This window comes from Roseibium litorale (assembly GCF_014842915.1).
Taxonomy (GTDB): domain Bacteria; phylum Pseudomonadota; class Alphaproteobacteria; order Rhizobiales; family Stappiaceae; genus Roseibium; species Roseibium litorale.
On record NZ_JACYXI010000001.1, the window covers coordinates 272,651 to 297,938 of the forward strand.

The following is a 25,288-nucleotide window of genomic DNA, read 5'->3' on the forward strand; positions in this document are numbered from 1 at the left end:
AACACCGAGTAGAGCGCGGCACGCCGAAACCGTGAGGCTTTGCGGACTATCCGGCAAAAAGGGATAGGGATTTTTAACAGTTCCATGTCTTTATTTTCCCGAAATCGGGGGATTTACATGGTAAAAAAATTTTTAATCTCAGGGCTTCTGTCCCTGGCTTTATTTCCGTCAACTGTTCTTGCCGCTCAGTCGGGTGACTGGCACGTAGATACGGTCAAGGGATTTGAGAAATACTGGACCAAGGCCGACGACGGATCTCTGTTCACGATCTGGTGCCACAGAACACGCAAGCTCTCTGGCACAGTCATTGACGTGGATATCCGCGGCAAGGCTGCTCCCGCCCGCAAGACCATGCGTGTCATCATCGACCGGCACATGCAAAAGGTCACAGCAGACACGGCCGGCTATGTGCAGACAGACTGTGCAGCCTGCGCGGATGGTTATACGGTTTTGTGGCAGCGGCTGCGCACCGGGCACCATCTCAGCGTCATGTTCGAAGATGAAAGCATGGCAAAATTTTCTCTGACCGGAGCAAGGGACGTTCTGGCCGAAAGCGCCTGCCCCGCGGATTTCTACAAGTAAGCGCCCATTCACATCACCCGTTGCGGACGCTGGATTTTCCGCGGTGCAGGCACTAAACCCTGCAGCTTGGTTTCCACGGCGGCATACCTCTGCATGCCTGCGCGAAGGATCCGGGGATAAACATGGACGCAATACACCTGAAGGACCTGGCGTTCTTCGCCTATCACGGCCTCTACGAGGAAGAAGCCCGGCTGGGACAGCGCTTCCTCGTGGACCTGACCTGCTGGCTGGATCTGTCGGCGGCTTGCGAAAGCGACGAGTACGAGCAGACCGTCTGTTATGCGGGACTGGTAAAATCCGTCGAACAGGCTGTAACCGGCACCCGCTTCAACCTGATCGAACGGTTGGCCGCCGCGATCGTGGAAGCGGTCTTCAAGACCGATGAGCGTATCCAGAAGGTTAGGGTGAAGGTTGAAAAGCCAGGCGCGCCCCTGCCCGTTCCCTCAGGCACCGCAAGCGTCGAGATCATGCGCAACCGGCCGGGGATCACCTGACCGCACCAGCTTGGCCGGCACGGTATTTGAGCCGGCCCCCTCATCTGGCCAAACAGGGCACGAGCACCTATCTTGAGGCATGGGGGATTTGTCTGGATTGCGGAGCATCATCATGACTTCCATACCCAAAAGACGCTGGCCGGCCCGTCACCTGAAGCAGGGCACAGCAGCGCTGCTGCTTCTTGCGAGCTTCGCCAGCCCGGCCCTGGCCCGGCCAGACCTCAGCAAGATCACCTGTGCGGCTGCCCAGCAGATGGTTCAGCGCTACGGCAAGGTCGTCTTCACCACCAGCCCGACCACCTATGCGCTGTTTGTCTCCAACCGCAGTTACTGCGACCGCTGGGAAGACATCTATCCGCAATATGCCCGTACTAAAGACAACGCGAATTGCCCTGTCGCCTATAAATGCCAGGAGCCGTTGTTCCGGCGAAATCTATGGGACCGATAGGGGATGTCCTTCACACAAAAAGGGCAGCCGGTGGCTGCCCTCAGACTGCTGACAAACCTCTGAAGCCTATCGAAGAGGTTCAGATTCACGGAACGTCACAGATTCAAATCGTGAACATATCGGAATCAAAACCCCTCGATTCTGGCTGCCGCCAAAAACCGAGGGGTTTGTAATCAATCTGAGGGCAGCCGGTGGCTGCCCTTTCTGCTTGAAACAAAACTCTTCCGCTCAAAGCGGGATATTGTCGTGCTTTTTCCACGGGTTCTGCTGGGACTTGGTCCGCAAGAGAGCCAAGGCACGGCTAACCCGGCGCCGGGTGGAATGAGGACGGATCACCTCATCGATATAGCCACGCTCGGCAGCAACAAACGGATTGGCGAAGCGGTCCTCGTAGTCCTTCGTCCGCTTGGCGATCTTGTCCTTGTCGCCCAGTTCCGAGCGATAGAGGATCTCGACCGCGCCCTTGGCCCCCATCACGGCGATCTCGGCTGATGGCCAGGCGTAATTGATGTCACCCCGGATGTGCTTTGAACTCATCACGTCATAGGCCCCGCCATAGGCCTTGCGGGTGATGACCGTGATTTTCGGAACGGTGGCTTCGGCATAGGCAAACAGCAGCTTCGCACCGTGCTTGATCAGCCCGCCATATTCCTGCGAGGTGCCCGGCAGGAAGCCCGGAACATCGACCAAGGTGACCAGCGGAATGTTGAAGCAGTCGCAGAAGCGGACAAAACGGGCCGCCTTGCGGCTGGCATCGCTGTCCAGAACGCCGGCCAGAACCATCGGCTGGTTGGCCACAATGCCGACGGTCCGGCCCTCGATCCGGCCTAGGCCAGTGACGATATTCTTGGCGAAGGAAGCCTGAATCTCGAAGAAATCGGCCTCATCGACCATCTTCAGGATCAGTTCCTTGATGTCATAAGGCTTGTTCGGATTGTCCGGAATGAGCGTATCGAGGCTCATGTCGATCCTGTCCGGATCATCGTGGCAGGCCAGTTCCGGTATTTCCGCCGTGTTGTTCATCGGCAAGAAGTCGATCAGCCGGCGCATTTCCAGAAGCGCTTCAACGTCATTGTCGAAAGCGCCATCGGCAATGGAAGACTTGGTGGTGTGAACCGAGGCACCGCCCAGTTCCTCGGCGGTCACGGTCTCGTTTGTCACCGTTTTTACCACGTCCGGGCCGGTCACGAACATATAGGATGTGTCGCGCACCATGAAGATGAAGTCGGTCATGGCAGGCGAATACACGTCGCCGCCAGCGCAGGGACCCATGATCAGCGAGATCTGCGGAATCACACCCGACGCCAGCACATTGCGCTGGAACACCTCGCCATAACCGCCCAGCGCCGCAACGCCTTCCTGAATGCGCGCACCGCCCGCGTCGAAGAGGCCGATGATGGGCGCCCGGTTCTGCAGGGCCATATCCTGAAGCTTGATGATCTTTTGGGCGTGGGTTTCAGACAGCGAGCCGCCAAAAACCGTAAAGTCCTTCGAGAAGACATAGACCGTGCGGCCATTGACCGTTCCCCAGCCCGTCACAACTCCGTCACCGGGGATATGCTGTTCGTCCATGCCGAAATCGGTGCAGCGATGCACCTTGAACATGTCGAATTCCTCGAAGGAACCTTCGTCAAGCAGAAGCTCGATCCGCTCGCGCGCCGTCAGCTTGCCCTTGGCATGCTGGGCATCGATGCGGCGCTGCCCTCCTCCAAGACGGGCCGTTTCCCGGCGGCTTTCCAGTTCAGCAAGGATTTCCTTCATCAGTCGCTCCGCAACAGCTGTTTTGCCTATTCTTCATTGGTCCTAGCATGCGGCTTCACCGCGGCAAAGTCATCAGAAGGACCAACGCCGCCGAACCCGCACCAAGAGAAGAACTCAGCAAAAACCACCCTCCCTCAAGGGAATTTGCACAAAAACTAGGCACCAACGCCACTAGATTGTTCTTGGAGACAATCGCACTATTTGTAATGCTTGCACAACAACGCGGCAGAAATGAACGGGGAGGCAATGGGCGAAGAGCGGTCGTTTTTCAACGAAATGCAGGATGAGGCGGGCATTCCGCGCGCAGCCTACGAGCAGCTTGTTTCCTGGCTGGAGAACAAGCCGTCCAACTTTCTCAACCGGAAAAGCCGGGAAGCTGAAACGATCTTCCGAAGGCTGGGCATCACGTTTGCCGTCTACGGAGCCCATGAGGCGACGGAAAGACTGATCCCCTTCGACCCGATCCCCCGGATCATTTCCGCTGCCGAGTGGCGGCGCCTGTCGGCCGGGATCGAACAGCGTGTCAGAGCGCTCAACGCCTTTCTCCATGACATCTACCACCGTCAGGAAATCATCCGGGCCGGACGCATTCCCGCGGATCTGATTCTGCAGAATGAAGCCTTCCTGCCGGAAATGGTTGGCTTCACCCCGGCCCGCAAGGTCTATGCCCACATCATCGGCACTGACCTGGTCCGCGTCTCGGAAAACGAATTCTACGTGCTGGAGGACAATACCCGCACACCGTCCGGCGTTTCCTACATGCTGGAAAACCGCGAAACCATGATGCGGATCTTCCCGGACCTGTTCCAGATGCACCGGGTTGCGCCGGTCGAGCAGTATCCGGACCTGTTGCGCCAAACACTGGAAAGCGTCGGCCCGGATCAGTCCAAGTCCGACCAGACCGTCTGCGTTCTGACACCAGGCATCTACAACTCCGCCTATTTCGAGCATGCCTTCCTTGCTGATTCTATGGGCGTGGAACTTGTGGAAGGCCGCGACTTGTTCGTGGATCAGGGCAAGGTGTTCATGCGCACGACCCGCGAACCCAAGCAGGTCGATGTCATTTACCGCCGGATCGACGATGCATTCCTGGATCCGCTCACCTTCAATCCGGACAGCATGCTGGGTGTGCCCGGCCTGTTCGATGCCTACCGGGCCGGCAATGTCACGATCTGCAACGCGCCAGGAACCGGCATTGCCGACGACAAGGCCATTTACGCCTATGTTCCGGACATCATCGAGTTCTACACCGGCCAGAAGCCGATCCTGAACAACGTGCCGACCTGGAACTGCTCGCGCCCGGACGATCTGGCCTATGTGCTGGACAATCTGGAAGACATCGTCGTCAAGGAAGTGCACGGATCGGGCGGCTACGGCATGCTGATCGGCCCGACGGCCTCCAAGCGCCAGATCTCTGATTTCCGCAAGATCCTGACGGCCAACCCATCCAACTACATTGCCCAGCCCACCCTCGCGCTGTCTGCCTGCCCGACACATGTTGCCTCCGGCGTGGCTCCCCGGCATGTGGATCTCCGCCCCTATGTGCTCATCGGCGATCAGGTCCGCATTACCCCAGGCGGTCTGACCCGGGTTGCCCTGAAGAAGGGCTCCCTGGTGGTCAACTCCAGCCAGGGCGGCGGAACAAAAGACACCTGGGTGCTGGAGGACTGATATCATGCTCGGACGTACCGCCTCCTCCCTGTTCTGGATGTCCCGCTATCAAGAGCGCGCCCTGAACAACACAAAGCTGCTCGAAGTCGCCTATCGCAACTCCATGGTCTCGCATAATGGCAATGGAGAAACGGGCCACTGGAACTTCGCCCTCGCCAGTTCCGGCTGCGCTTATGACTTTGGCCAGAAGAATGAAGAGATCACGCCAAAGGCCGTGATCAACTACATGATCTTCGACAAGGACAATCCGTCCAGTGTCCGCATGTGCCTGGAAAATGCCCGCAACAACGGCAGATCCGTGCGCACGGGGATTACCGCCGAACTTTGGGAAGCGCTCAACACGACCTATATCGAGTTCTCGGATGTCAATCCGCAGTCGATCACCCAGGACAAGCTGCCGGATTTCCTTGCCTGGATCAGCCAGCGCTCTCACCTGTTCCGGGGCGCGCTGCTCAATACGATCCTGCGCGACGATGGCTATTTCTTCAGCCAGATGGGCAACTTCATCGAGCGGGCGGACAACACGGCCCGCATTCTGAACACCCAATACTGGGTTCTGTTGCCCGACAATGACGTGATCGGTGACGGTTATGAGCGGACCCAATGGAGCGGCATTCTTAGGGCACTCTCAGGTCTGCGCAGCTACCGCTTCGCCTATCCGGATGCAAAGCTGAAGGCGTTCAACATCTCGGAATTCCTGATCCTCAGGAAGGAAATGCCCCGCTCGCTCGCCCATTGCTATGACTGGATTCTGGACAGCGCCGATGATCTGGCACAGTTCTATGGCTGCGAGGACCCGAGCATTCAGATGGCCCGGGAACTGGAACAGGATCTGAGATCTTTACGCATGCAGGAGATCTACGACCGCGGTTTGCATGACTTCCTGAATGACTTCATCTCCAGGAACAATGCTTTCGCTCAGCAACTGTCAAAAGACTATAATTTCGCCTGATAAGGCCGAACGAACGCTGCCCGCTCCTGACAACAGACAATGGTGTGAACGATGCGCCTGACCGTCCGGCACAAGACCCGCTACCGATACGAGACGCCTCTCGCCAACGCGATGCAGCAGCTGCGGCTGACACCGCGGGACTGCGCGGGACAAAAGGTGATTGAATGGTCCATCGATGCCCCATGCATTGACCGGGCGACGTCCTATACGGATGCCTTCGACAACATCGTCCACATGATCTCGGAGCAGAAGACCACCGAAAGCGTCGAGATCACCGCAACCGGGATCGTGGAAACCGAGGACCGGGCCGGTGTGATCGGTGAGGAGCGTTCCGAAACACCGGTGCGGGTCTTCACCCGCATGACCCAGGTGACCCAGCCCAATCAGGCCATCCGGCGTCTGGGCGCGATTGCGGATCAGAATGACAAGATCGCCGGGTTTCACGAGCTGATGCATGCCATCCGCGACAAGGTCGACTACCGGACCGGTGTCACCGAGACCCATGCGACCGCAGCCTCGGCCCTCGCGGCCGGAGAAGGCGTCTGCCAGGATCATGCGCATATCTTCATCTCCGCTGCCCGCTCCATTGGGATCCCTGCCCGCTACGTCTCGGGCTACCTTCTGCTCGATGAGGAGCAGGCCTCCGAGGCGCATCACGCCTGGGCGGAAGTCTATGTTGAGGGCATCGGCTGGCTGGCTTTCGACATATCCAACGGTATCTGCCCGACCGACCGCTATATCCGCTTGACCACCGGCCTTGATTCGCGTTCCGCTGCTCCCATCCGGGGCATTCGGTTCGGCGGCAAGGACGAGAACATGAATGTCGAGGTTGAGGTAAACCAGGCAGCCAGCCAGCAGCAGCAATGATCCAACGGGGAAAGCCCCGAGGACTTTTCCGCTCTGCCTTCAGTCTGGAAGGGCGCTTGAAGCGGGACGCGTGAATGACTTATTGCGTGGGGCTGAAACTGGACCGCGGACTGGTGTTTGCGGCTGACACCCGGACCAATGCCGGGGTGGACAACATTGCCACTTTCAAGAAGCTGCATGTCTGGGAAAAGCCGGGCGAGCGGGTGATCACGCTCCTGTCCTCGGGCAATCTTGCCATCACCCAGGCGGTGGTCTCGATCCTCAGCGAGCACATCAACTCTGCCTCGGCTGACCGCCCCACCCTGATGAACGTGGACACCATGTTCCAGGCCGCCCGCCTTGTCGGCAGCGCCGTGCGGGAAGTCAGGGCAATCGATGGCGAGGCACTCCAGGCCAACGCGGACAATTTCTATGTCACACTGATCCTCGGCGGTCAGATCAAGGGCGAGGAACCGCGTCTCTTCCAGGTCTATTCCGCAGGCAACTTCATTGAGGCCTCTGACGACACCCGCTTCCTGCAGATCGGCGAGCACAAATACGGCAAGCCGATTCTCGACCGGGTCACCCGCCGGGACATGCGCCTGGGGGAAGGCGCCAAGATGATCCTTCTGTCCTTCGACAGCACCCTGAGATCGAATCTGTCCGTCGGCATGCCGATCGATCTTCTGCTCTACAATACGGACAGTTTTTCCGCCGAACGCCAGCTGCGCATCGGGCAGGATGACCCCTATTTCCAGAAACTCTCAGCCGGCTGGTCCCGCAGCCTGCGCGATGCGTTCGCCAATATGGACGAGCTGGAAGTCTAGAACAGGCGGCTCCGTTCACAGCGCTATCCAGAAGTCCGTTGTCAGCTGTCCAATAGCTTTATCAAAGGTCTAAATCCGCCTTCCCAAAAGATCCATAAATAGAAAAAGTTGAACACATCACATTCAAAATAAAAGCCATTTTTTCGCGCTACGTAATGTGAAAGGAACCTTTTCCGCCCTGCTGCGTTAAATTTTCACGAGCACTGTTAAATTGTCTGGCAACCGCACGAGAGCGGATAGTTTCAAATCTGCTGCGGCAGATTTGCGGTCAGGCACATTTTTGAAGCCTGGCTCTCTAGTCAGGAGCCTCCCGGTCCAGCCGGCGTCCAGGAGGACGAAGGGCCACAGTGCTTTAGACACAGAGGCTAGTGCCTCTAACTTGAGACAGACAGGGAGAGTTTACGTGGAAACCCAAGCACCGGAAAAAACAGCAACGGAAGCAAGACAGGGCAACCAGCGGAAAATGAACCTCCGGGTTCTGCTCTTTTCCGTTGGAGGTTTCGCCGTCTTGGTACTGTTGATCTATGCCTATTTCGCGCTAACAGCGCCTCAGACCACGATGTGACGGAATAAAATTTGATCCAGGATCAAAAACTCGGGACATTCAAATGATTGAAGCGCTGGCGTGAGCTTCTAATTAAGCTTCTGCCAGTGCTTTTTTCCACTTGAAGACGGAAAAAATCTTTCCTGAATTTCATAACATATTAGCAACGACTTCTTGTTCTGCTTTTGCGGCATACATTGTGGCGTGCGTCAGCGCAGTGTTATGCGCCTTCGCGAGTGAACTGCTTTAAAAATCTGTCACACTGGCTCGCTACCGCTTCGGTTCAAGCAAATCAAAGTTCTCGCCATGTCGATACCGCCCACTTTCAACTCCCCCAGCATTTCTGCGCCCAACCATCATATCTGCTGGCACCGGGAACCGGCCAGCGAAGCGCTGGAGGCTAATGAGGAGACTCTTGCCGCCATCCGCACGATGATTAAGGCGGGCTCGCGCACCGAGCTGGTGGAAATGCTGAAGCGGTGGGATCCCATCGACGTGATGCAGCTGCTGGTGCGGCTGCGGCTGAAACAGGCCCGCAAACTCTTTACCTGGCTGCCCGCAAATCCGTCCATCAAGGTCATTGCGGAGCTGCGGCCGGAATACCGCTCTCTTCTGATGGAAGAAGCCACCCAGGAGCAGTTCAAGGACATTCTGGCCGGCCTCGACCCGGAAGATGCCGCCGATATTCTCAACGGCTTTCCCGAGGATATTGCAGAAGCGCTCGCGCACCGGCTGCCCGATGTCGAGGAAGTGACCTCACGCCAGAGCTATGCCGATGACAGCGCCGGGCGGATCATGGCGCGAAAGTTCGTCGCCTTGCCCAAGACCTGCAGCGTGGATGAGGCCGTGGCCCAGATCCGGGCGGACGCCAGCCGCATCCGCAAGGTCTATACGCTCTATGTTCTGGACGAGGACGGGCGCCTGACCGGAACGGTCGAACTCGGCAAGCTTCTGCTTGCGCCTGGTTCGGCAACGCTGGCAGCGATCATGAACCGGGATTTTCTGGCCGTTTCTTCCGACACCGATCAGGAAGAAGTCCTGCGGCTGGCCCGCAAGCGCGATATCCGGGCGGTTCCCGTGATTGACGGCAATGGCCGCCTGATCGGGCGCGTGACGCCGAAGCAACTCAACCGCATCGCTTCCGAGGAAGCCGAGGAGGACATGCTGCTGATGAGCGGTGTTTCCCCGGAAGCCAAGGCGAACGATGCCATTTTGCGTATTGTCCGCGGCCGTCTTCCCTGGCTGCTCACCGGCCTTATTGGCTCCAGCATCGCTGCGACTGTGGTCGGGTCCTTCGAGGATCAGCTCGCCACCGCGGCGATCCTGGCAGCTTTTATTCCTGTCACCATGTCCATGGCCGGCAATGCCGGTCTGCAAGCCTCAACTGTCGCGGTTCAGGGCATTGCCACTGGCAACATATGGTCCGGCGAGATCAAGCACCGGCTCCTGAAGGAGTTTCTGGCCGCGCTCATGAATGGAGCCGTTGCGGGCTGCATCCTCGCAATCCTGATGCTGATCGCTTCGACCGTCGTCACCATCGAAGCACCGCTGCATCTGGCCCTGGCGACGTCCCTGTCTCTTCTGAGTGTCACCACCCTCGCCGCCATGGTGGGCGCGACGGTGCCCCTTGCGCTTAACAAGCTGGGCATTGACCCAGCCATGGCGACCGGCGTCTTCATCACCTCGTCCAACGACATTCTGGGCGTTCTGGTGTTCTTCCTGATGGCGACGACGTTCTATCTGAGCTGAGGAAGCACAATAAACGTGTCCCTCGACTTCCCGAACGACGGCAAAGCCAGAGATCCGGGACCGGTGAGCCGAGGCGCTTCGGTAGTCAACTATTTGAAACCGGTAATCCTTTGGCTCTCCGGTCCCGGCTCGCGCTGCGCTTGGCCGGGAAGACTATCGAGGACCTGGCCCCTAAACGCGCGCATAGGGCATGCTCAGACCAAATTGCCTCTCCGCCCCCTACTCCCGCCAGCAGGCAACGTCATAGGCGGCGAGATCCTTGGTTCCCAGAAGCAGGTCTTCCCCGGCCACCGGAACCGTCCAGCTTTCCGGACCATAGTTGAAGGCAAAGACGAGGTCGCCCCGGCGGCGGAGGCGAACCTGTTCCGGCAGGTCCACGGGCTTCACCCCGGTCTTGGCGAGCATCATCCGGGCCAGCTCTTCCAGAAGATCTGGTTCCGGCCAGCCGGCCAGATAGTGATAGTTGCCATTGGCCACCAGGGCCGGAGCGCCTGTCTGGAACCGGCTAAGAACCTCGAGATCTGTCTCGATATTCTCCCGCCAGCGCCGCACGGTGCCATGAACTCTGCCGGAGACCTTTTCCTCGAGACCGGGGCGCATGGATTCCACTTCGCCAACCTTCAGCGGCAGCAGTTCTTGCAGGCGCGGTCCAGGCGGCAAGGTGTCCGGAATGGCAAAATTCTCTGTCTTGGCTCCTGCCCTCGGGCCGAAAAGGACGGGTGCTTGCGTTGCTTCAAAGGCGCCATGTGCCGCGCCAGTGATGATTGGCAGAATAGGGACGATGACCGCCTTATAGCCTTCAAGGCTCGCACCAGCGGGCACCACGTCCACGTCAACACCCAGCTTGCGGAAGGCCTCATACCAGCGGATCAGCAGCATGCGGATGTCGTAATCCTGCCCTTGCGGCTCGAACTGCAGAACCCAGGCTGCAGAGTAGTCGAAGACAAGAGCCACCAGCGCCTGTGTGGTCTCCGGCAGGGTGCCCAGCGCCTCAAGCTCCTGAGCAACCCTCACGGCCTCCTGCCCACCGGGGGACATTTCGCTGTCCGGCCGCAGCAAACCGGAATGCATCTGCTCCTGTGCAAAGGGGCACTGGCGCCAGCGGAAATAGACAACAGCCTCCGCTCCATGCGCCAGCGCCTCCCAGGTCCAAAGCCGCACCATCCCAGGCTCGGGAATGGCGTTCCACTGCGCCCAGTTCACAGGGCCCGGCTGCTGCTCCATGATCCAGAAGCGCCCCTGCCCCACGGCCCGGTAATGATCGTGCTGCAGGCCGGAGATATCGGGATGCCCGGTGCGCGCCCAGCGCGTGCGCTCTTCCTCGCTGACCATCAAGCCTTCCATCCGGCCCAGCGGATAAGAATCCCAGCTGGCCACATCCATCATCCGGCCCATCTCGAAATGGTCGAAGGTGTGGGAATAGCCCATGGCATTATGCGTGAGGAACCGCCCCGGTGAATGCGCCCGGATGATGTCCGCCTGGAGCTTGAAATAAGCGTTGAACGCATCGGAACGGCAGCGCATGTAGTCGATCTGGGCCGCTGGATTGATAGCGCAGACTTGTCCGCAGGGCAGCTCAACCTCATCGAAGCGCGTCACCTGCATGGACCAGAACTCATTGCCCCAGGCCGCATTCAAGGCGTCGACAGTCCCGTAGCGGGCCTTGAGCCAGTCCTGAAAGTGCCTGCGGTCCACGTCTCCCCAGGCAAAAATCGTGTCATCACAGCCGAACTCGTTGTCGACCTGCCATCCGGTCACGGCGGGGTGGTTACCATAGCGCTCCGCCATCGCCGCCACGATCCGGCGGGTGGCCTCATGAAGCGCCGGACTAACGACCGTGTAGTGGCGGCGGGAGCCGAACTTGCGCGGGTTGCCATTGCGGTCGGTGGGCAGGATCTCCGGATGAAGGTCAATCAGCCAGCGCGGAGGCGCTGCGGTCGGCGTGCCCAGAACGATTTGCAGCCCTTCCGCGGTGAGCGTTTCGATGGCCTTGTCCAGCCAGTCCCAATGAAAGACGCCCGGTGCCGATTCCATCCGTGCCCAGCCGAATTCCGCGATCCTGATCACCTTCAATCCGGCCTCGCGCATGCGGCGGGCATCGGTGGCCCAGATCTCTTCCGGCCAGTGTTCCGGGTAGTAACAAGCACCAAGCATTGGGGAATCCAGTTCGTCGCAAGGCAGCCAGGACCCAGAGCCGGTCAGCCGCATTTAGTTCGGATGCTGGACGAATATGAAGAGGGCTCCGGCAGCCGTCAAGGCAACCGGAGCCCGAATTCTTTAAGGCTGCTCTCTGTCAGCCGTGTTCTCTTCAAAGAGATCAGGCCGCCAGAATAAGCGCCGCCGCATCAAACTCGGAACGCTTGTACCGGCGCACCTGGGCTGCTTCCGCATCCTGTCCCCAGCGCTCGATGTTGAAGTCTTCTTCAACATGGGCCGCCAGCCAGACGTCGTCCGGGCTGAGCCGCCCTTCCGCAAGAGCCAAAGCCAGAACCGCGGAACCGGTCAGAGAGGTTGCCGTGTGAAGGGCTGCCAAACGCAAAGGTGTCAGACCGCCGATCCGGACGCGATAGGCGGCAAGCAGCGCTTCAGGCTGCTCCTGATGCATCAGGCCTGCGATCAGAACGAAGCGGCCGCCGAGCAGCTCTTCCGCCCAGGCGAGAACCGGATCCCACAGCTCGGTCTGCCGGTCTGCGAGGCTCTCCGGATCATCCGCCCGGTAGCACAGGGCGTCGGTGCCACAGAATTTCGTGATGTCATCCGCCACTTCCGCAAAACGGGCCGACACCGCATCCTGGGCTGAGTTGGCAATGCGTGTCAGGGGCATGGACGCCGGATTGATGACCTTCTCCTGCGCGTTCCATTCTGCCGCCACCCCATGGGCAACAGCCTCCGGTCCGATCAAGAGCGTCGCCCGCGATGGTGTTTTGACCGCCCGCCCGTCCAGATGAATGGCAAACCCGCCATCGACTGCAACGGCGGCAGCTTCCTTGTAGAAGCGCTTGGGCAGTTCCCGCCTGGACAATTCCCGCGCCCGCTGTTCCGGGTCCCGGGCAGCATCCTGTTCCAGGCTTTCCAGATAGTCGCGCATCAGACTGTTTCCCCGAAAAGGTTGGTTTCAAAGAGGCTGTCAAAGCCTGGCAGACGCGACAGGGCGCCATCCAGCTCGTCGAAATGGCCGATCACCGCATGAGCCCCGGCCGCCGCCAGCTGCGCGGCATCGTGATAACCCCAGGTGACACCAATAGCATAGACCCCGGCGGCCCGTGCCATCTCCATGTCATAGGAGGTGTCGCCGATCATCACGGTTCGGGTCTTCTCAGCCCCCGTCTCGGACAAGGCCCTGAAGATCATGTCAGGATGTGGCTTGGAGGGAGACGTGTCCGCCGTCTGAACAGTCACGAACCGCCCATGCAGTCCATGCACCTCGACCATGTGATCCACGCCGCGCCGCGCCTTGCCCGTTGCGACACCGACAAGAACGTCGTCCTTTGCCGCCAGACGGTCCAGTGCCTCGCGCGTGCCCGGATACAACGGATCGTGGTCCAGTCCCGCAGCCCTGCGGGAGATCTTGCAGGCGCGGTAGGCATCGGACATGGCTCCTGCCAGATGCGCATTGTCCGGCCCAGCCAGCCGGGCAAAGGCTTGCTCCAGCGACAAGCCAACAATGGACAGCGCCGTGCGCCGGTCCGGCATCGGCAGATTGACCGCGGCAAAGCCCACTTCCAGACCGTGCAGGATGGTCTCCTGACTGTCCACCAGCGTGCCGTCGCAGTCGAAGATGACGAGATACATGGAAACTCCGCAACCAGCGCCGTTTCAAGGCGCGTTAAGCGCCGCATGTGGCCGGTTTTGACGGCAAGGTCAAGAGGCTGGAGGCCCCAGCCTCTCCTCACCTGCCCGGGGGCTCAAGCCTCGACCGGCTTCCTCGCGGTGAAAACCGTCCAGCGGTCCCGCTCCCGGATCTCTCCGCTCCCGGGCGCATGGAGCATCACTTCGGAAATCAGCTGTTCAAGCTCGGCATCGTCCAGCTCATGCAAGATCGAGCGTCCCGTCCGGTTCCGGAGATCGTCCGCAAGCGCCTGGCGGTCTGGATAGATCTTGCGGGTCTCCCAGAGCGTCTGGCTGGCCGTCTCCTCAAACCCCGCCGCTGCCAGAGCGGCTTGAACTGTAGCCCCATCCGGACGGCGGGACATTTCCTTGTCGAGCAAGCGCGGCAGCGCCTTGAAGAAGTAGCCCCTGAGATGCTCGGTGGTGGCAGGCTGAAGCACATCGTCCATCGTCCGGTGCTGCACGATCAGCAGCCCGCCCGGACGCAAGATGCGAAAAGCCTCGCGGAAGGCAGGCACAAGAGCGGCAAGGTGATGGATCAGCGCCCGCTCGAAGACGACGTCGAAATGTGCGGCTTCCAGCCCCGTTTCCTCCGCACTGCCCTTTCGGAAATGAACGCCAGTGAGATCCGCAGCCTTCTTCCCCGCGGTCGCAACCATTACCTCGGAAAAATCAACGCCTTCTACATGACCGGCGCCGAGCTCTCTCCATGCCCGTGTATAGACCCCGCCGCCACAGCCGATATCCGCAACCTGTGCGCCTTTAGGGTTCAACAGCCCTACCATCGCACTGTGCCATTCCGCCGCCGCACTGCGCTTTGCATAGGTGTCTGCGTTGCTCTCTGCATGAAAATCAATGGCCATGACGATCTCTCCGTTGAAATTGTATTCAACCGTATACAATTTCAATCGGCAAAGCAAAACCCCCGGAAGACAAAATTCCGCCCCTCAAAAGTGCAAAGGCCTCCTCACCCATCTCCGGCAGAGACAGACCAGGAATAAACAAGCGTCTCGAGTGTTTGGTCAGCCCTTGAAAACGAAGGCCGCACCAGCCGCGATCAGGACAAAGCCGATGACATGATTGAATGTCAGGCTTTCCTTCAGCCAGAAAACCGAGAAACCGGAGAACACCAGAAGCGTAATGACCTCCTGCATGGTTTTGAGCTGCGCCGCGGAATAGACACTGCTGCCGATCCGGTTGGCGGGAACCGCCAGGCAATACTCAAAGAAGGCAATGCCCCAGCTGATCACAATCACCAGGACAAGCGACGCCCCCTTGTGTTTCAGATGCCCGTACCACGCGAAGGTCATGAACACATTGGAGCCCACCAGCAGAAGCGGCGGCAGAAAGAAAGCCATGGATTGTGGCATTGCGGTCTCGTTCGGGAAGGGAGGGCGCGGTCTCAAGCCTGGGAGCAGCAGTGAAACAGAACGCGGGAAGCTACACCCTCAAAAGAAGAGTTTTTTATGACCTGCCCGGAAACTGACAGGCAACCCGCGCAGTCCAGGCACAGGCTAGACAGGGCAAGGACCTTGATCCGCGCGGCGTCAAGGCAAGCCGCTTTCTAAAGCTGTGGTAGTAGCCGGCTCATGCAGCCTCAACCCGGGAGAGCCAATCGACAAACGTGCCACCCGTTCTGGTGGACGCTGCACCTTGATTGAAGATATGCGCCGATCTGGCTTCGCTCGGATTGCAGCCATAACGGTCACGGAACTGACGGCTGAAGGCGGACATATTGGTGTAACCATACTCATAGGCAACCGAGCTGATCAGCTTGCGCTCCCCCGGCTTGATCAGCACATTCCAGCACGCGGCCAGACGGCGGTTCTTGATGTAGGTCGCGACACCGCCATGCGCTTCGAAGAGATAGTAGAGGTTACGCCGGGACAGGCCAAGCCGGGCACAGATCATATCGGGAGAAAGATCGGGAGACTTCAGGTTCTGAGCGATGAAGCGGCGGGCCCTGTCGAAATTCACAGCCGTGATAGGCGCTTGCGCTGCCGCCAGAGTATCCGGGGTCTGCCGCACCATTGCCCGGACCAGCGAGCCGAGCGCCTCGTTGACCGCAGCCCCATCTATCACCGTCAACGTGTCGGCGCGTTTTTTCACCGTCAGGACGAAATCGGCGATGATCTGGGCCATGGGCCCTCTCACACTGAGCTGCGAAGCCCGGTCAAGCTCATCCGCGATATCCCAATAATCATCCCGGCTGAAGAACAGACTGGAATAGCTCGCAGCCTCCAGCTTTCCGGCAAAAGGCATCGCGTAGGAATACATGGCAAGATCACCTGCTCCTACCTGGAAGCCCCGCTGATCGCTGTTGACGGCAATACGGCCATCAGTCACCACACCCAAGCACCAGTGATCGAGCCGTGACCGTCGGATCGCCTCGTCATTGTAATTGATCACAAGCGGCGGAAAGTCGTAGTTGCACATGACAACCCGGCCCAGCTGAAACAATTCGGCGCTGGCATCAAAGCCTTCGCTCCGGGGGCCGACAGTCTCAAGGTCTGCCATCCCCAGATTGAAGCCGCACCAGGCGTCGAATTGCTCATGCTGACTGAAGTTCCTGGTCGAAAACTTCATGCCAGGAACTGCCGGTGCGATCGAGCCACTCTCTTCCATAACCGAGTTCTACCCTAGTAAACCTGCCCACAGAGCATCCCCCTTCTGACCCAGTTTCACTGCCCCTGAAGGTCATGTCCCGTCCGCTCCAACGCGGAGCCCGGAAAGTGCTCGAAGGTTAGAAGATGCCAGAAACATCAGGAGAAAGACAACCTCTGCATTGCGCGAATACGAAGCAGAGCCGGTTTTCGCCGTGACGACTGCGATTGCGCTACAGTGTCTCGCGCACGCCGAAGCAGACGATAAACAGCATCGCAAACCGCGCCGATGGTTTGAGGTCAGGCGCTGGCCAATTGAATCAGCTTCTGAACAAAGTCAAAAAACTGCTTGCAAACAAGGCGTTGACCCTGGAACCGGACTCAAGACAACAAGTTCGCAACCCTGCAAAAGCAGCAGAGCCGATGTCTCCCAGCCGGGTTTCAGCGCTTGGCGAGTTCCTCATCCGGCTCGTCCGTCTCCGGATCATAGTCGGTGGTATCGAAGCCAAGCAGGTTCCAGGTCTGCTGCATGTGAGGCGGCAGAGGAGCGGAGACATCGATCATGCCGTGTCCGGACGGATGTGGAATGACGATCCGGCGGGCCAGCAGGTGCAGGCGGTTCTGGATGCCGCCGGGCAGCTCCCAGTTCTCGATGTTGAAATACTTGTCGTCGCCAATGATCGGATGGCCGATATGGGCCGCATGGGCACGCAGCTGGTGCGTACGCCCGGTCACCGGCTTCAAGGTCACCCAGGACAGCTTCTGAGCCGACTGTTCAAAGACGGAATAGATCGAGACCGCATGCTGGGCACTGTCGTCGCCGTGACGGGCTACCTTCATCCGCTCCTCGCCCTCATCGCGGGCAAGATAAGTGGAGATACGCCCCTGCTTCGGCTTGGGAACACCTGCCAGCATTGCCCAATAGATCTTGCGCGTATTGCGGTGACGGAACGACTTGGTCAGCTCCTGAGCGGCCAGACGGGTCTTGGCGACCAGAATGATACCCGAGGTTTCCCGGTCGAGGCGGTGAACCAAGCGGGGCTTGTTCCCCTTCTTGTCTGTGAACGCGTCCAGCATGCCATCCAGATGGCGCTTGAGCCCCGAGCCGCCCTGCACGGCAAGGCCGGCGGGCTTGTTCAGCACCATGACCTGGCTGTCCTCGTAAAGCATCATGCCCTCGATGGCAGCCCGGTCGCTTTCCACCAGCTTGGTCGACTTCGGCTTGGCATTCTTCTTGTCATCCGCAGGCAGCTCGATGCCCAGCGGCGGAATACGCACGGTCTGGCCATTGGCGAGACGAGTGTTGGTTTCCGCCCGCTTGCCATCGACACGCACCTGTCCGGTCCGCACCAGTTTCTGCAGATGGCCGAAGCCAAGCCCCGGAAAATGGACCTTGAACCAACGGTCGAGGCGCATGCCCGCTTCATCGGCGGTCACTTGTTTCTGTTCAATACCGGACATCAGATTTCTCTCGGGCGCCTCAAAAGGCGCGTCTCGCAGTGTGTGGCACAGTGCCCCTGCGCAATTTGTTCCCGCGTATAGGCGCAAATGCGCCAATTTGGAAGCCCTTCCCTTGACCGGAAGGTCAGACAACGCCCGTCAGGCGGCCATATGGCGCATGATCTGCAGTCCGGCGAACACCGCTGCCAGGGAGACAATCACCGACAGAGCGACATATCCCAGCGCCAGTTCCCACTGCCCCCGCTCCCAAAGGAAAGCCGTATCGAGCGAAAAGGACGAGAAAGTCGTGAATCCGCCAAGAAACCCGGTCGCGGCCAGCAGCCGGATATCCTGGGAGTAAGGCACATCGTGGCGGGCGAGAAAACCGATGAACAGGCCCATGATCAGTGAGCCAACGACATTCACGGTCAATGTGCCATAGGGAAAGCCGGAGCCGAGATGCCGCAGAGCCAAAAGGCCGACCAGATGGCGCCCTCCAGCCCCGAGACCGCCCCCCAGCATGACGAGAAGAAGATGTTTCATGCGGGCAACTTACCCATCCCCAGACCGCGCTTCCAGCCTATTTTCTCATCACCGGCACCCGGTTTCACTCACCGGGTACCCGCGTTTTATCTGCCGCTCTGATTGCCGGAGTCTCCGCAACAGTCTCACCAATAGTCTCGAAGACCTTGACCTGCTCGTCGTAATCCGGAGCGATGGTGCCGCAGACCCGGTCCCAGAACGAGAAGAAATTGGCGAAGTTGTAGCGGAACTTGGAGTGATGCTGATCGTGGAATGTCACGCAGACCATGGGGGATGGCAGCCGCGACAGGGGCGAGGCATAGAACTCGAAGCCGGAATGGCCGATGGTGCCGTTGAAGTGGTCCCATAGCCGGTGGACGATCAGCACCTCGATCGGGATCGGCAGGAGGACGACCGCCCACAGATAGTAGCACTGCATGACGAAGGCATCGACCAGATCGTCCGAATAGGTGCTCCAAACGGTCGGGGCGACCGAGCGGTGATGCTCCGCATGAAAGCGGTACATCAGCTTGGTGTGCATCAAGCGGTGGCCCCAATAGAACCAGGTGTCGAAGGCCACGACGGACACGGCGAACATCAGGATCGCGGACCACCAGGTCAGCGGCAGCGGATCCACCAGGGTCCAGCCCTTGTAGGAAAGGAAAATACCGCCCGCCATGCACCCCGCAGTCACGGTCAGCGACCAGACGCTCTGGCGGATTTCCTTCCACATGCGCTTTTCGCCGCGGCGGTTTTTCTGGATCCGGTGCTCCGGATGCCGGTTCTGGATCTGGACCAGAACCCAGCCCGTGGCGAAATACAGAAAGACATTGATTCCGTAGACCGCCACGTAAAACGGCAGGAACTCCAGCAGGGTATCAAGAACTTGGGTCAACATAGCTTTCCGGTCACCGTAACTTGCGCCGATCGCGCAAAACCGCCTGAAACACTCCAGCGGCCGCGCCCCGCTGAAATCGCGAAGGGCTGATTTTTCACAAATAGTGCCGCACTGCATTGCACTGCATCAAGGCTTATTCGTGATTTCCTGCAATCCAGACGCTTGCAGGCCCGCCCGTTCAGGCTTCCGGCGCCGTCCGTGCCACCTTCGTGATGGCACTGTCCGGCACGTCACCGGTCTCCTCCATCTGACGGACGAAGTCGTCATAGCCCGGATGCACCGTTCCGCAAAGCCGGTCCCAGACCGACAGGAAGTTGCCGAAATTATAGTGGAACTGGGAGTGGTGCAGATCGTGGAACGTGGTGCAGATCAGCGGGAACGGCCAGCGCGAGCTCTTTGAGGCAAAGAACTCAAATCCGGAATGGCCGATCATACCTGAGATTTGATCGAACAGGCGCAGAGCAAAAACGCTGAGCGCAGGAACCGGCAGCACGAACCAGACCAAAAGATAAAACCCGTGTTCAATAACAGTGTCGACGGTGGTCGAACTGTCATTGCTCCATGCTGTGGGGGCAACGGACTTGTGATGCGGCAGGTGCCACTTGTAGAGCGGGCCCCAATGCAGGATCCGGTGCCCCCAATAAAACCAGGCATCGAAGAGCACGAAACACACCGCAAACATCAGCGGGAAAGACCACCAGCTCAAGGCCAGCGGGGAAACCAGCGTCCAGCCCTGTGTCTGAGCAAAATAGCCGGAGGACAGTAACAGCGAGGACGTTGCCAGAGCCTTGAGCGACGCCCGGATTTCCAGCCTGATACGGCTGGACCCGTCCCGCGTCTTCTGAATTCTGCGCTCCGGATGCCGGTTGATGACCCATGTCATCCCTAGCCCTGTCGCAAAATAGACGCTGAGCATTGCGGCATAGATAACGCAGACGATCAGGAGATAATCAAAAAACAGCTGCACAGCTCAATCCTTCGCCTGAGCAGGGCTCGAAGCCGCTTCCTGGGAAGTGCCTCGGGAATACAGCGCCTCAAACCACTTGACCCTTTTGTCATAATCCGGGTGGACGGTGCCGCACAGCCGGTCCCAGAAAGAGAAGTAATTGGCGTAATTGTAGACGAAATACTGGTGGTGCTGGTCATGAAAGAGCGTGCAGAGCATCAGCCAGGGAGCCCGTGCCATCCGGCCTGCGAAATGCTCAAATCCGCAATGGCCAACCAGAGCCGAAACCTGATCGAACAGCCGATGCGCAAGCAGAACCACGGGTGGAATGGGAACAACGAATAACACCAAAGCGTAGTAGGTGTGGGCAAAGAGGGTATCAACCGTCGAGCCTGAGTCGTTCGACCAAACAGTCGGCGTGATGTTTAGGTGATGTGGCTTGTGAAAACGGTAAAACGTCTTCGTGTGCAGGATCCTGTGCCCCCAATAGAACCAGGTATCGTGCAGGAGAACCGAGACCGCAAAAAACACCGGGGCCGACCACCACGACAGTTCAAAGGGCGCAATCGTCCAGCCCTGGTGCTGAGCAAAAAGTCCCGCACTCAGGCAAAGGCTCGTCACCAGCAGCTGAACAAGCGAAGACTTGATGTCCTCTTTCGCTTGCCGGCTGGAGTGTCTGGATTGGATGCGGCGTTCCGGATGACGCTGGTTCAACCAGGTTACACCCAAGCCTACGGAAAAAAGAACCACAAGGCTTGCAACATAGATCACTGCGGCCAGGCCCGCGAATGTCAGGAAACCATCCAAAAAGTCAGGATCAAATGGGTGCATGAAATACCGGCCAGTCGCTAGGAGCGGAATGCAGAATGCGCAAAACCAGTCCGGAACTAAACACAGGTGCAGTGCAATGCCAAGCCGTGTTGGGACAACGGTTCAGGCAGAAACGGCAAAAAGCGTCTCAAGTTTGGCCTTCACCCCCCTGATCAGGTCGGGATCCGCTTTCAGCTTCGGCTCCTCCTCTTCGAGGATCGCCCTGAAGATCTGGTGGCGGAGTTCTTCTTCCTCCTCCGCATCCGGCTTGCCAGGCCCTGCGGCGGACAAGACCACACTGATGAGACGGTCTGCCGCATTGAGGCGGCCCCACAAGTAGTCGTGCTCACGCCAGCTCCGGTTGAAAAAGGCGCCGAAAGAGTTGAGCGCTGCCCCTTTCAAGCGGAACCCTTCCCCACTCAGCCGGCAGGCATCTTTCGGACTGATCCGGTCGACCAGAACTTCACTGACCTCCGAAAAGTCGTTGCTTTGCAGAAGCGGCAAGGTCACCAGATCGTAAAAGGCGAACCCGACATAGCTGCGAAGAAGATCCCGCCAAAGGTCATTGGGCAGAAGCTCCGCCCCCTTTACCGCAAAAAGCTCATCCTGAAGCCTGTCCAGATCCGGCAGCCCCATGAGGGATTTCAGCCGGTCCAGCGTGGCTTGCAATTTGGCTGAGCTTTCCGGGCTGGGGCCATCACGCTCCACTTCGGCCAGCTGAGAAGCCAGTTCAACCGTAGACTTACCGTAAAAGCCAGCGTCCCAACGGTGAGCCAGATGATCAATCTGCTCATAAAGCAGGCTCTTGAAATGATCGACCTTTCCAGGGTCCGCGCTGGATGCCTCATCACGCAGTCGCGACTGATAGTAGCTGTTGAGTTTGCGGATGGCGAAGCGGAGACGGCGGACACGGAAGTCCACATCCAGACCACGAAGAAACAGCACCACGTCATCCCCGGCTTCTGGCGGCCCGTCCTCCAGGCTTCTGGTCAAACGCTCCATATAGACTGCAAGGCAGGAAAGCAGCTCATCCTGTCTCAGATTTTGCCCCTGAGACCGTGCCAGCGAGACCATAAGGTTGGACAACCGGAGAGAGACGGCCTGAAGTTTCAAGGCCTCATAATTCAAAAAGGCGTAACCCGCCTGCCGGTGCGCTGTCTTATTGGCCTCAGCCCTGTATCTGGTCAGCGCCTCCGGCTTGATCCGTCCCCGGTTCGGCACGATTTTGCGGACGGCCTTGTCAACGACGGGAGCTGCTGCCGAGATGGTCTGGGCAAGCCAGCGCCCCCTGCGGTTTCGCTCTTCAATATCACGGAGATCGTCGCCCACTGGCTCGTTCCGGGGAATGTGAGCCAGAGAAGCCAGGATTGTGCGGAAGAAGCCAGGCAGTGGCGGCTGAACGGCTTCCGGATCTCTTACGGCAGCCGGCACAGGGTCGACATAGATAAGCCGGCGCGCAACTTCCCGCGCAGCTGGACGGTTGCGGATCGCTTCAATGACCGGGCTGAAAGGCTTGTTCATAACGACGCTGCCATCCACGAAACAGCGGTGTGAAAGATCGTCCTCTTTCAATTCCAGGCCACGGGACAGAAAGTCCTGCCGGTGCGGCCAATCTTCTCTTCGCCCAGCCAGCACATGATCCATTTCCAGAACCGTCGCAGGCGGAAAGGCACCGGGAAATGAAGAGGTTGCCCGTGCCGCAAACACGAGCTCCGGAACACTGTCTGGGCCCAAATCGCTTTGCAGGAAGAACGGCACCCTATGGACAGCCCGGAAGTTCAAAAGCCGCCGGTGATCCCACTCCTCCACATATGCCGGATCGTCAATGTGAATGCGCCTGACCTGCCCCCGGTAGTCCGTCAACGTAACGAAGAGATCAAGCGCCTGGCTGCGCGGAATAAGGGTGGCGCCAGGCTTGTGGTGGCGGTCCATCTCGCGGCAGGCGTCAAGCATCCAGCCGCTGTAGCGCTCGCCTGAAAACGGCGGTGTGAACCAGCGCGATTGCATCAAGGTGCGCAGCTTTTCCCGGGTTTCCGCATCCTCGATATCAGTTTTCAGCTGCGTGGAGATCATCCGGTCGAGAACCGGGCTGATCCCTGACTTCAAATAGCCTTTCAAGCCATTCTGCGGACGGGCAAGTTCGGTCACGTCCGCGTTCTTCAGCCAGAGGGAGGTATGCGCATCAAGCGGCAGATCATGAGCGATGGCCCGGGCCAGCATGATACCGTTGACGCCGCCTGCAGAGGCCCCGGCAATGGCGTCAACGACGACCCTCATGTCCAGGGTCTGGCCGATCCGGTCAAGCAGAGTTTCATAGGCAAGCTGAGTGGGGGATGGAGCGCGCTCCATGACAGGCGCAACACCGTTGCGCCCTATCCGCTCGCTCCTGCAGGCCGACGCCCTGACAAGATTGAGCACCTCGCGGCTCACGCCATGCATGTAGATGGCAAGCGACACGCCGCCATAAAAGACGAGCGCCAGTCTGAGTTCGATTTCCTTCATGGACGAAGTTCCCAAGAGCAGCCCGGTTTCTCCCCCACAAGCTGCTTCCCGTCTGAAAGCTTAGACCCAATCCCTTAACGGAGCCCTGCAGCCAAAGGCATGCCCAGCTACGGACTGTCTCTGGTGAAAGCGGAACTATAAGTCTTGAAGCAGATCAAACGAGGGCGGGCAAATTCGCCCGGTACCGGCACCCAGCCAGCCTGCTCCGGTCAGCGGAATGCGCCTTCAGGACGGTAACGGTCCATCGTCTGGTCCAGCAGTTCATTGGTGATCCGGGGATTGGCCTTTTGCAAGCAGGGCAGCAACAAGGCCTTGTTGGCCTGCTGCTGGGCGCGGCTCGGATATTTGCCGGGCTCCGGCCGGACTGGATCGAAACAGGTGAGAAAGACCTGTTCTTCGATGCCCAGGTCCGCGGCAATCTTGTCTGTCGGACGGTTCGGATCCCTGTCCGCCAGAGCAAAGCTGGTGAGTCCGCACAAGACAACACCCGCCAGAAGCATGATCTTCATGAGTTCCGTTCCTTCCTCAGCCTTGACCAATAATCGAGCCGCTTGCGCAATTCGCGCTCAAAGCCGCGCTCAGGCGGATCGTAATAGGTCTGGCGGCCCATGGCCTCAGGAAAGTAGTCCTGCCCCGAAAATCCGTCCGGCTCATCATGGTCATACCGGTAGCCGTCACCATAGCCTTCTGACTTCATCAGCTTGGTCGGCGCATTCAAGATATGCTTGGGCGGCAGCAAGGACCCCTTGCTCTTGGCGTCGCGCTTGGCGGCCTTGTAGGCCACATAAACGCCGTTGGATTTCGGCGCGGTCGCTAGATAGACCACGGTCTGCGCCAGGGCCAGTTCTCCCTCCGGAGAGCCAAGCATCTGATAGGCATCACGCGAGGCATTTGCCTGAACCAATGCATTGGGATCGGCCAGCCCTATATCTTCCACCGCCATGCGGATAAGACGGCGGGCAAGATAAAGCGGATCCTCTCCCCCATCCAGCATCCGGCAGAACCAGTAGAGCGCCGCGTCGGGATCGGAGCCGCGCACGGACTTGTGCAAGGCGGAAATCAGATTGTAATGCCCGTCGGCGCTTTTGTCATAGATCGGGGCCCGGCGCTGAACTATCTCCTGCAGCCGCTCGGCATCGAACACTTCCCCCTCGCCTGCCGCACGCCAGACATCCTCGGCCAGGGTCAAGGCAGAGCGGCCGTCGCCGTCTGCCATGCGCACAAGAACCTGCCGGGCATCCCCATCCAGCGGCAGCGGACGGTCTTCCATTTCCTCTGCCCGCGTCAGCAGAAGATGAAGCGCTTCGTTGTGAAGCGAGTGGAAGGTCATCACATGGGAGCGGGACAGGAGAGCGGCGTTCAGCTCAAAGGACGGGTTCTCCGTGGTCGCCCCGACAAGTGTGATCGTGCCATCTTCCATGACCGGCAGGAAGCTGTCCTGCTGGGCCTTGTTGAAACGATGGATCTCGTCCACGAACAGGAGCGTGGAACGCCCGGACAAACGCCGTGCTCGCGCTGTCTCAAACACTTTCTTGAGATCCGCGACACCGGAAAAGATCGCCGAGATCTGCTCGAATTCCAGATCGGTCTCGTGGGCGAGCAGACGGGCGATGGTCGTCTTGCCGGTTCCAGGAGGGCCCCAGAAGATCAGCGACCCGAGTGTCCGGGTCTTGAGCATGCGGGCAAGCGTTCCTTGAGGGCCAAGGAGATGTTCCTGTCCCACCACGTCCTGCAGCCGCTGCGGCCGCATCCTGTCTGCCAGAGGGCGCGGGCCGGAAACGGCCAGCCCTGAAGCCTGAAACAAATCACTCATACCGCTCTTTTAGAATATTTCCAGCCTGGCCCAAATCAGGAAATCGGCTTCC

At 59.1% G+C, this 25,288-nt stretch carries 23 protein-coding genes and 1 pseudogene; 8 read left to right on the forward strand and 16 right to left on the reverse strand.

Annotated features, from left to right (window positions below; all coding sequences use genetic code 11):
* The first annotated feature begins 117 nt into the window (after window positions 1–117).
* The 3 genes from IG616_RS01470 (at window position 118) to IG616_RS01480 (ending at window position 1,524) form a co-directional block, all read left to right on the forward strand.
* Window positions 118–582, forward strand: coding sequence for a hypothetical protein (locus IG616_RS01470; RefSeq protein ID WP_192145730.1), 465 nt, complete (start codon window positions 118–120; stop codon window positions 580–582).
* Window positions 583–704: 122 nt separating this feature from the next.
* On the forward strand, window positions 705–1,076 hold the full coding sequence (gene folB / locus IG616_RS01475; RefSeq protein WP_192145731.1) for a dihydroneopterin aldolase: 372 nt from the start codon (window positions 705–707) through the stop codon (window positions 1,074–1,076).
* A gap of 112 nt (window positions 1,077–1,188) precedes the next feature.
* A complete protein-coding gene (locus tag IG616_RS01480) occupies window positions 1,189–1,524 on the forward strand; it encodes a hypothetical protein (protein WP_192145732.1) in 336 nt (111 codons plus the stop codon).
* On the opposite strand, the pseudogene IG616_RS23325 reads toward IG616_RS01480, so the two are convergent.
* Window positions 1,510–1,698 (reverse strand): annotated as a pseudogene (locus IG616_RS23325) (hypothetical protein). The gene IG616_RS01480 and the pseudogene IG616_RS23325 sit on opposite strands and share 15 nt — an antisense overlap.
* Before the next feature lie 54 nt (window positions 1,699–1,752).
* Window positions 1,753–3,285, reverse strand: coding sequence for an acyl-CoA carboxylase subunit beta (locus tag IG616_RS01485; RefSeq protein ID WP_192145734.1), 1,533 nt, complete (start codon window positions 3,283–3,285; stop codon window positions 1,753–1,755).
* 246 nt (window positions 3,286–3,531) lie between these two features.
* Here IG616_RS01485 and IG616_RS01490 point away from each other — a divergent pair, with 246 nt between their 5' ends.
* From IG616_RS01490 to mgtE, 5 genes are all read left to right on the forward strand, one after another.
* A complete protein-coding gene (locus IG616_RS01490; RefSeq protein WP_192146644.1) occupies window positions 3,532–4,956 on the forward strand; it encodes a circularly permuted type 2 ATP-grasp protein in 1,425 nt (474 codons plus the stop codon).
* Window positions 4,957–4,960: 4 nt separating this feature from the next.
* Window positions 4,961–5,908 (forward strand): alpha-E domain-containing protein, encoded by a 948-nt coding sequence (locus tag IG616_RS01495; protein ID WP_192145736.1) that lies wholly within the window; start codon window positions 4,961–4,963, stop codon window positions 5,906–5,908.
* A gap of 51 nt (window positions 5,909–5,959) precedes the next feature.
* Window positions 5,960–6,775, forward strand: a complete 816-nt coding sequence (locus IG616_RS01500; RefSeq protein WP_192145738.1) for a transglutaminase family protein — start codon at window positions 5,960–5,962, stop codon at window positions 6,773–6,775.
* A gap of 74 nt (window positions 6,776–6,849) precedes the next feature.
* Window positions 6,850–7,581 carry a proteasome-type protease gene (locus IG616_RS01505; protein WP_192145740.1) on the forward strand — a complete coding sequence of 244 codons (732 nt, stop codon included), beginning with the start codon at window positions 6,850–6,852 and terminating at the stop codon, window positions 7,579–7,581.
* 850 nt (window positions 7,582–8,431) lie between these two features.
* The gene (gene mgtE / locus IG616_RS01510) at window positions 8,432–9,874 is read left to right on the forward strand and encodes a magnesium transporter (RefSeq protein ID WP_192145742.1); all 1,443 of its coding nucleotides are present in this window, start codon (window positions 8,432–8,434) and stop codon (window positions 9,872–9,874) included.
* Between the two features lie 219 nt (window positions 9,875–10,093).
* On the opposite strand, the gene IG616_RS01515 is transcribed toward mgtE, so the two are convergent.
* The 14 genes from IG616_RS01515 to IG616_RS01580 all read right to left on the reverse strand — a co-directional run bounded on the left by IG616_RS01515 (window position 10,094) and on the right by IG616_RS01580 (window position 25,236).
* Window positions 10,094–12,028 (reverse strand): beta-galactosidase, encoded by a 1,935-nt coding sequence (locus IG616_RS01515; protein ID WP_192145744.1) that lies wholly within the window; start codon window positions 12,026–12,028, stop codon window positions 10,094–10,096.
* Window positions 12,029–12,191: 163 nt separating this feature from the next.
* Window positions 12,192–12,962 (reverse strand): ATP12 family chaperone protein, encoded by a 771-nt coding sequence (locus IG616_RS01520; RefSeq protein ID WP_192145746.1) that lies wholly within the window; start codon window positions 12,960–12,962, stop codon window positions 12,192–12,194.
* Entirely contained in the window at window positions 12,962–13,666 is a 705-nt protein-coding gene (locus IG616_RS01525; protein WP_192145748.1) for an HAD-IA family hydrolase, read from the reverse strand. Before IG616_RS01525 ends, IG616_RS01520 begins: the two co-directional genes overlap by 1 nt.
* A gap of 113 nt (window positions 13,667–13,779) precedes the next feature.
* Complete coding sequence (locus IG616_RS01530) at window positions 13,780–14,565, reverse strand: class I SAM-dependent methyltransferase (RefSeq protein WP_192145750.1); 786 nt, start codon at window positions 14,563–14,565, stop codon at window positions 13,780–13,782.
* A gap of 159 nt (window positions 14,566–14,724) precedes the next feature.
* Window positions 14,725–15,072 carry a DMT family protein gene (locus IG616_RS01535; RefSeq protein ID WP_192145752.1) on the reverse strand — a complete coding sequence of 116 codons (348 nt, stop codon included), beginning with the start codon at window positions 15,070–15,072 and terminating at the stop codon, window positions 14,725–14,727.
* 217 nt (window positions 15,073–15,289) lie between these two features.
* Entirely contained in the window at window positions 15,290–16,288 is a 999-nt protein-coding gene (locus tag IG616_RS01540) for a helix-turn-helix domain-containing protein (protein WP_192145754.1), read from the reverse strand.
* Window positions 16,289–16,746: 458 nt separating this feature from the next.
* The gene (locus tag IG616_RS01545; protein WP_192145756.1) at window positions 16,747–17,766 is read right to left on the reverse strand and encodes an RluA family pseudouridine synthase; all 1,020 of its coding nucleotides are present in this window, start codon (window positions 17,764–17,766) and stop codon (window positions 16,747–16,749) included.
* Window positions 17,767–17,904: 138 nt separating this feature from the next.
* The gene (gene crcB, locus IG616_RS01550; protein WP_192145758.1) at window positions 17,905–18,288 is read right to left on the reverse strand and encodes a fluoride efflux transporter CrcB; all 384 of its coding nucleotides are present in this window, start codon (window positions 18,286–18,288) and stop codon (window positions 17,905–17,907) included.
* 64 nt (window positions 18,289–18,352) lie between these two features.
* Window positions 18,353–19,165, reverse strand: a complete 813-nt coding sequence (locus IG616_RS01555) for a sterol desaturase family protein (RefSeq protein WP_192145760.1) — start codon at window positions 19,163–19,165, stop codon at window positions 18,353–18,355.
* A gap of 178 nt (window positions 19,166–19,343) precedes the next feature.
* Window positions 19,344–20,132, reverse strand: a complete 789-nt coding sequence (locus tag IG616_RS01560) for a sterol desaturase family protein (protein WP_192145762.1) — start codon at window positions 20,130–20,132, stop codon at window positions 19,344–19,346.
* A 3-nt stretch (window positions 20,133–20,135) separates the two neighbouring features.
* Window positions 20,136–20,942: a sterol desaturase family protein gene (locus IG616_RS01565; RefSeq protein WP_192145764.1), complete on the reverse strand. Its 807-nt coding sequence runs from the start codon at window positions 20,940–20,942 to the stop codon at window positions 20,136–20,138.
* Window positions 20,943–21,044: 102 nt separating this feature from the next.
* Window positions 21,045–23,423, reverse strand: coding sequence for a patatin-like protein (locus tag IG616_RS01570; protein WP_192145766.1), 2,379 nt, complete (start codon window positions 23,421–23,423; stop codon window positions 21,045–21,047).
* A 209-nt stretch (window positions 23,424–23,632) separates the two neighbouring features.
* A complete protein-coding gene (locus IG616_RS01575) occupies window positions 23,633–23,932 on the reverse strand; it encodes a hypothetical protein (RefSeq protein WP_209007221.1) in 300 nt (99 codons plus the stop codon).
* Window positions 23,929–25,236, reverse strand: coding sequence for a replication-associated recombination protein A (locus tag IG616_RS01580; RefSeq protein WP_192145768.1), 1,308 nt, complete (start codon window positions 25,234–25,236; stop codon window positions 23,929–23,931). The genes IG616_RS01575 and IG616_RS01580 overlap by 4 nt, the downstream gene beginning before the upstream one ends.
* Window positions 25,237–25,288 lie beyond the last annotated feature (52 nt).

What these genes read in the sequence shown, in the direction of transcription:
- IG616_RS01520 (WP_192145746.1), bottom strand. Translation starts at nt 12,962, where the DNA reads ATGCGCGACTATCTGGAAAGCCTGGAACAGGATGCTGCCCGGGACCCG.
- IG616_RS01470 (WP_192145730.1), top strand. Translation starts at nt 118, where the DNA reads ATGGTAAAAAAATTTTTAATCTCAGGGCTTCTGTCCCTGGCTTTATTT.
- IG616_RS01535 (WP_192145752.1), bottom strand. Translation starts at nt 15,072, where the DNA reads ATGCCACAATCCATGGCTTTCTTTCTGCCGCCGCTTCTGCTGGTGGGC.
- IG616_RS01515 (WP_192145744.1), bottom strand. Translation starts at nt 12,028, where the DNA reads ATGCTTGGTGCTTGTTACTACCCGGAACACTGGCCGGAAGAGATCTGG.
- IG616_RS01580 (WP_192145768.1), bottom strand. Translation starts at nt 25,236, where the DNA reads ATGAGTGATTTGTTTCAGGCTTCAGGGCTGGCCGTTTCCGGCCCGCGC.
- crcB (WP_192145758.1), bottom strand. Translation starts at nt 18,288, where the DNA reads ATGAAACATCTTCTTCTCGTCATGCTGGGGGGCGGTCTCGGGGCTGGA.
- IG616_RS01555 (WP_192145760.1), bottom strand. Translation starts at nt 19,165, where the DNA reads ATGTTGACCCAAGTTCTTGATACCCTGCTGGAGTTCCTGCCGTTTTAC.
- IG616_RS01525 (WP_192145748.1), bottom strand. Translation starts at nt 13,666, where the DNA reads ATGTATCTCGTCATCTTCGACTGCGACGGCACGCTGGTGGACAGTCAG.
- IG616_RS01495 (WP_192145736.1), top strand. Translation starts at nt 4,961, where the DNA reads ATGCTCGGACGTACCGCCTCCTCCCTGTTCTGGATGTCCCGCTATCAA.
- IG616_RS01545 (WP_192145756.1), bottom strand. Translation starts at nt 17,766, where the DNA reads ATGTCCGGTATTGAACAGAAACAAGTGACCGCCGATGAAGCGGGCATG.
- IG616_RS01570 (WP_192145766.1), bottom strand. Translation starts at nt 23,423, where the DNA reads ATGAAGGAAATCGAACTCAGACTGGCGCTCGTCTTTTATGGCGGCGTG.
- IG616_RS01480 (WP_192145732.1), top strand. Translation starts at nt 1,189, where the DNA reads ATGACTTCCATACCCAAAAGACGCTGGCCGGCCCGTCACCTGAAGCAG.
- folB (WP_192145731.1), top strand. Translation starts at nt 705, where the DNA reads ATGGACGCAATACACCTGAAGGACCTGGCGTTCTTCGCCTATCACGGC.
- IG616_RS01505 (WP_192145740.1), top strand. Translation starts at nt 6,850, where the DNA reads ATGACTTATTGCGTGGGGCTGAAACTGGACCGCGGACTGGTGTTTGCG.
- IG616_RS01500 (WP_192145738.1), top strand. Translation starts at nt 5,960, where the DNA reads ATGCGCCTGACCGTCCGGCACAAGACCCGCTACCGATACGAGACGCCT.
- IG616_RS01540 (WP_192145754.1), bottom strand. Translation starts at nt 16,288, where the DNA reads ATGAAGTTTTCGACCAGGAACTTCAGTCAGCATGAGCAATTCGACGCC.
- IG616_RS01575 (WP_209007221.1), bottom strand. Translation starts at nt 23,932, where the DNA reads ATGAAGATCATGCTTCTGGCGGGTGTTGTCTTGTGCGGACTCACCAGC.
- IG616_RS01485 (WP_192145734.1), bottom strand. Translation starts at nt 3,285, where the DNA reads ATGAAGGAAATCCTTGCTGAACTGGAAAGCCGCCGGGAAACGGCCCGT.
- mgtE (WP_192145742.1), top strand. Translation starts at nt 8,432, where the DNA reads ATGTCGATACCGCCCACTTTCAACTCCCCCAGCATTTCTGCGCCCAAC.
- IG616_RS01530 (WP_192145750.1), bottom strand. Translation starts at nt 14,565, where the DNA reads ATGGCCATTGATTTTCATGCAGAGAGCAACGCAGACACCTATGCAAAG.
- IG616_RS01490 (WP_192146644.1), top strand. Translation starts at nt 3,532, where the DNA reads ATGGGCGAAGAGCGGTCGTTTTTCAACGAAATGCAGGATGAGGCGGGC.
- IG616_RS01565 (WP_192145764.1), bottom strand. Translation starts at nt 20,942, where the DNA reads ATGCACCCATTTGATCCTGACTTTTTGGATGGTTTCCTGACATTCGCG.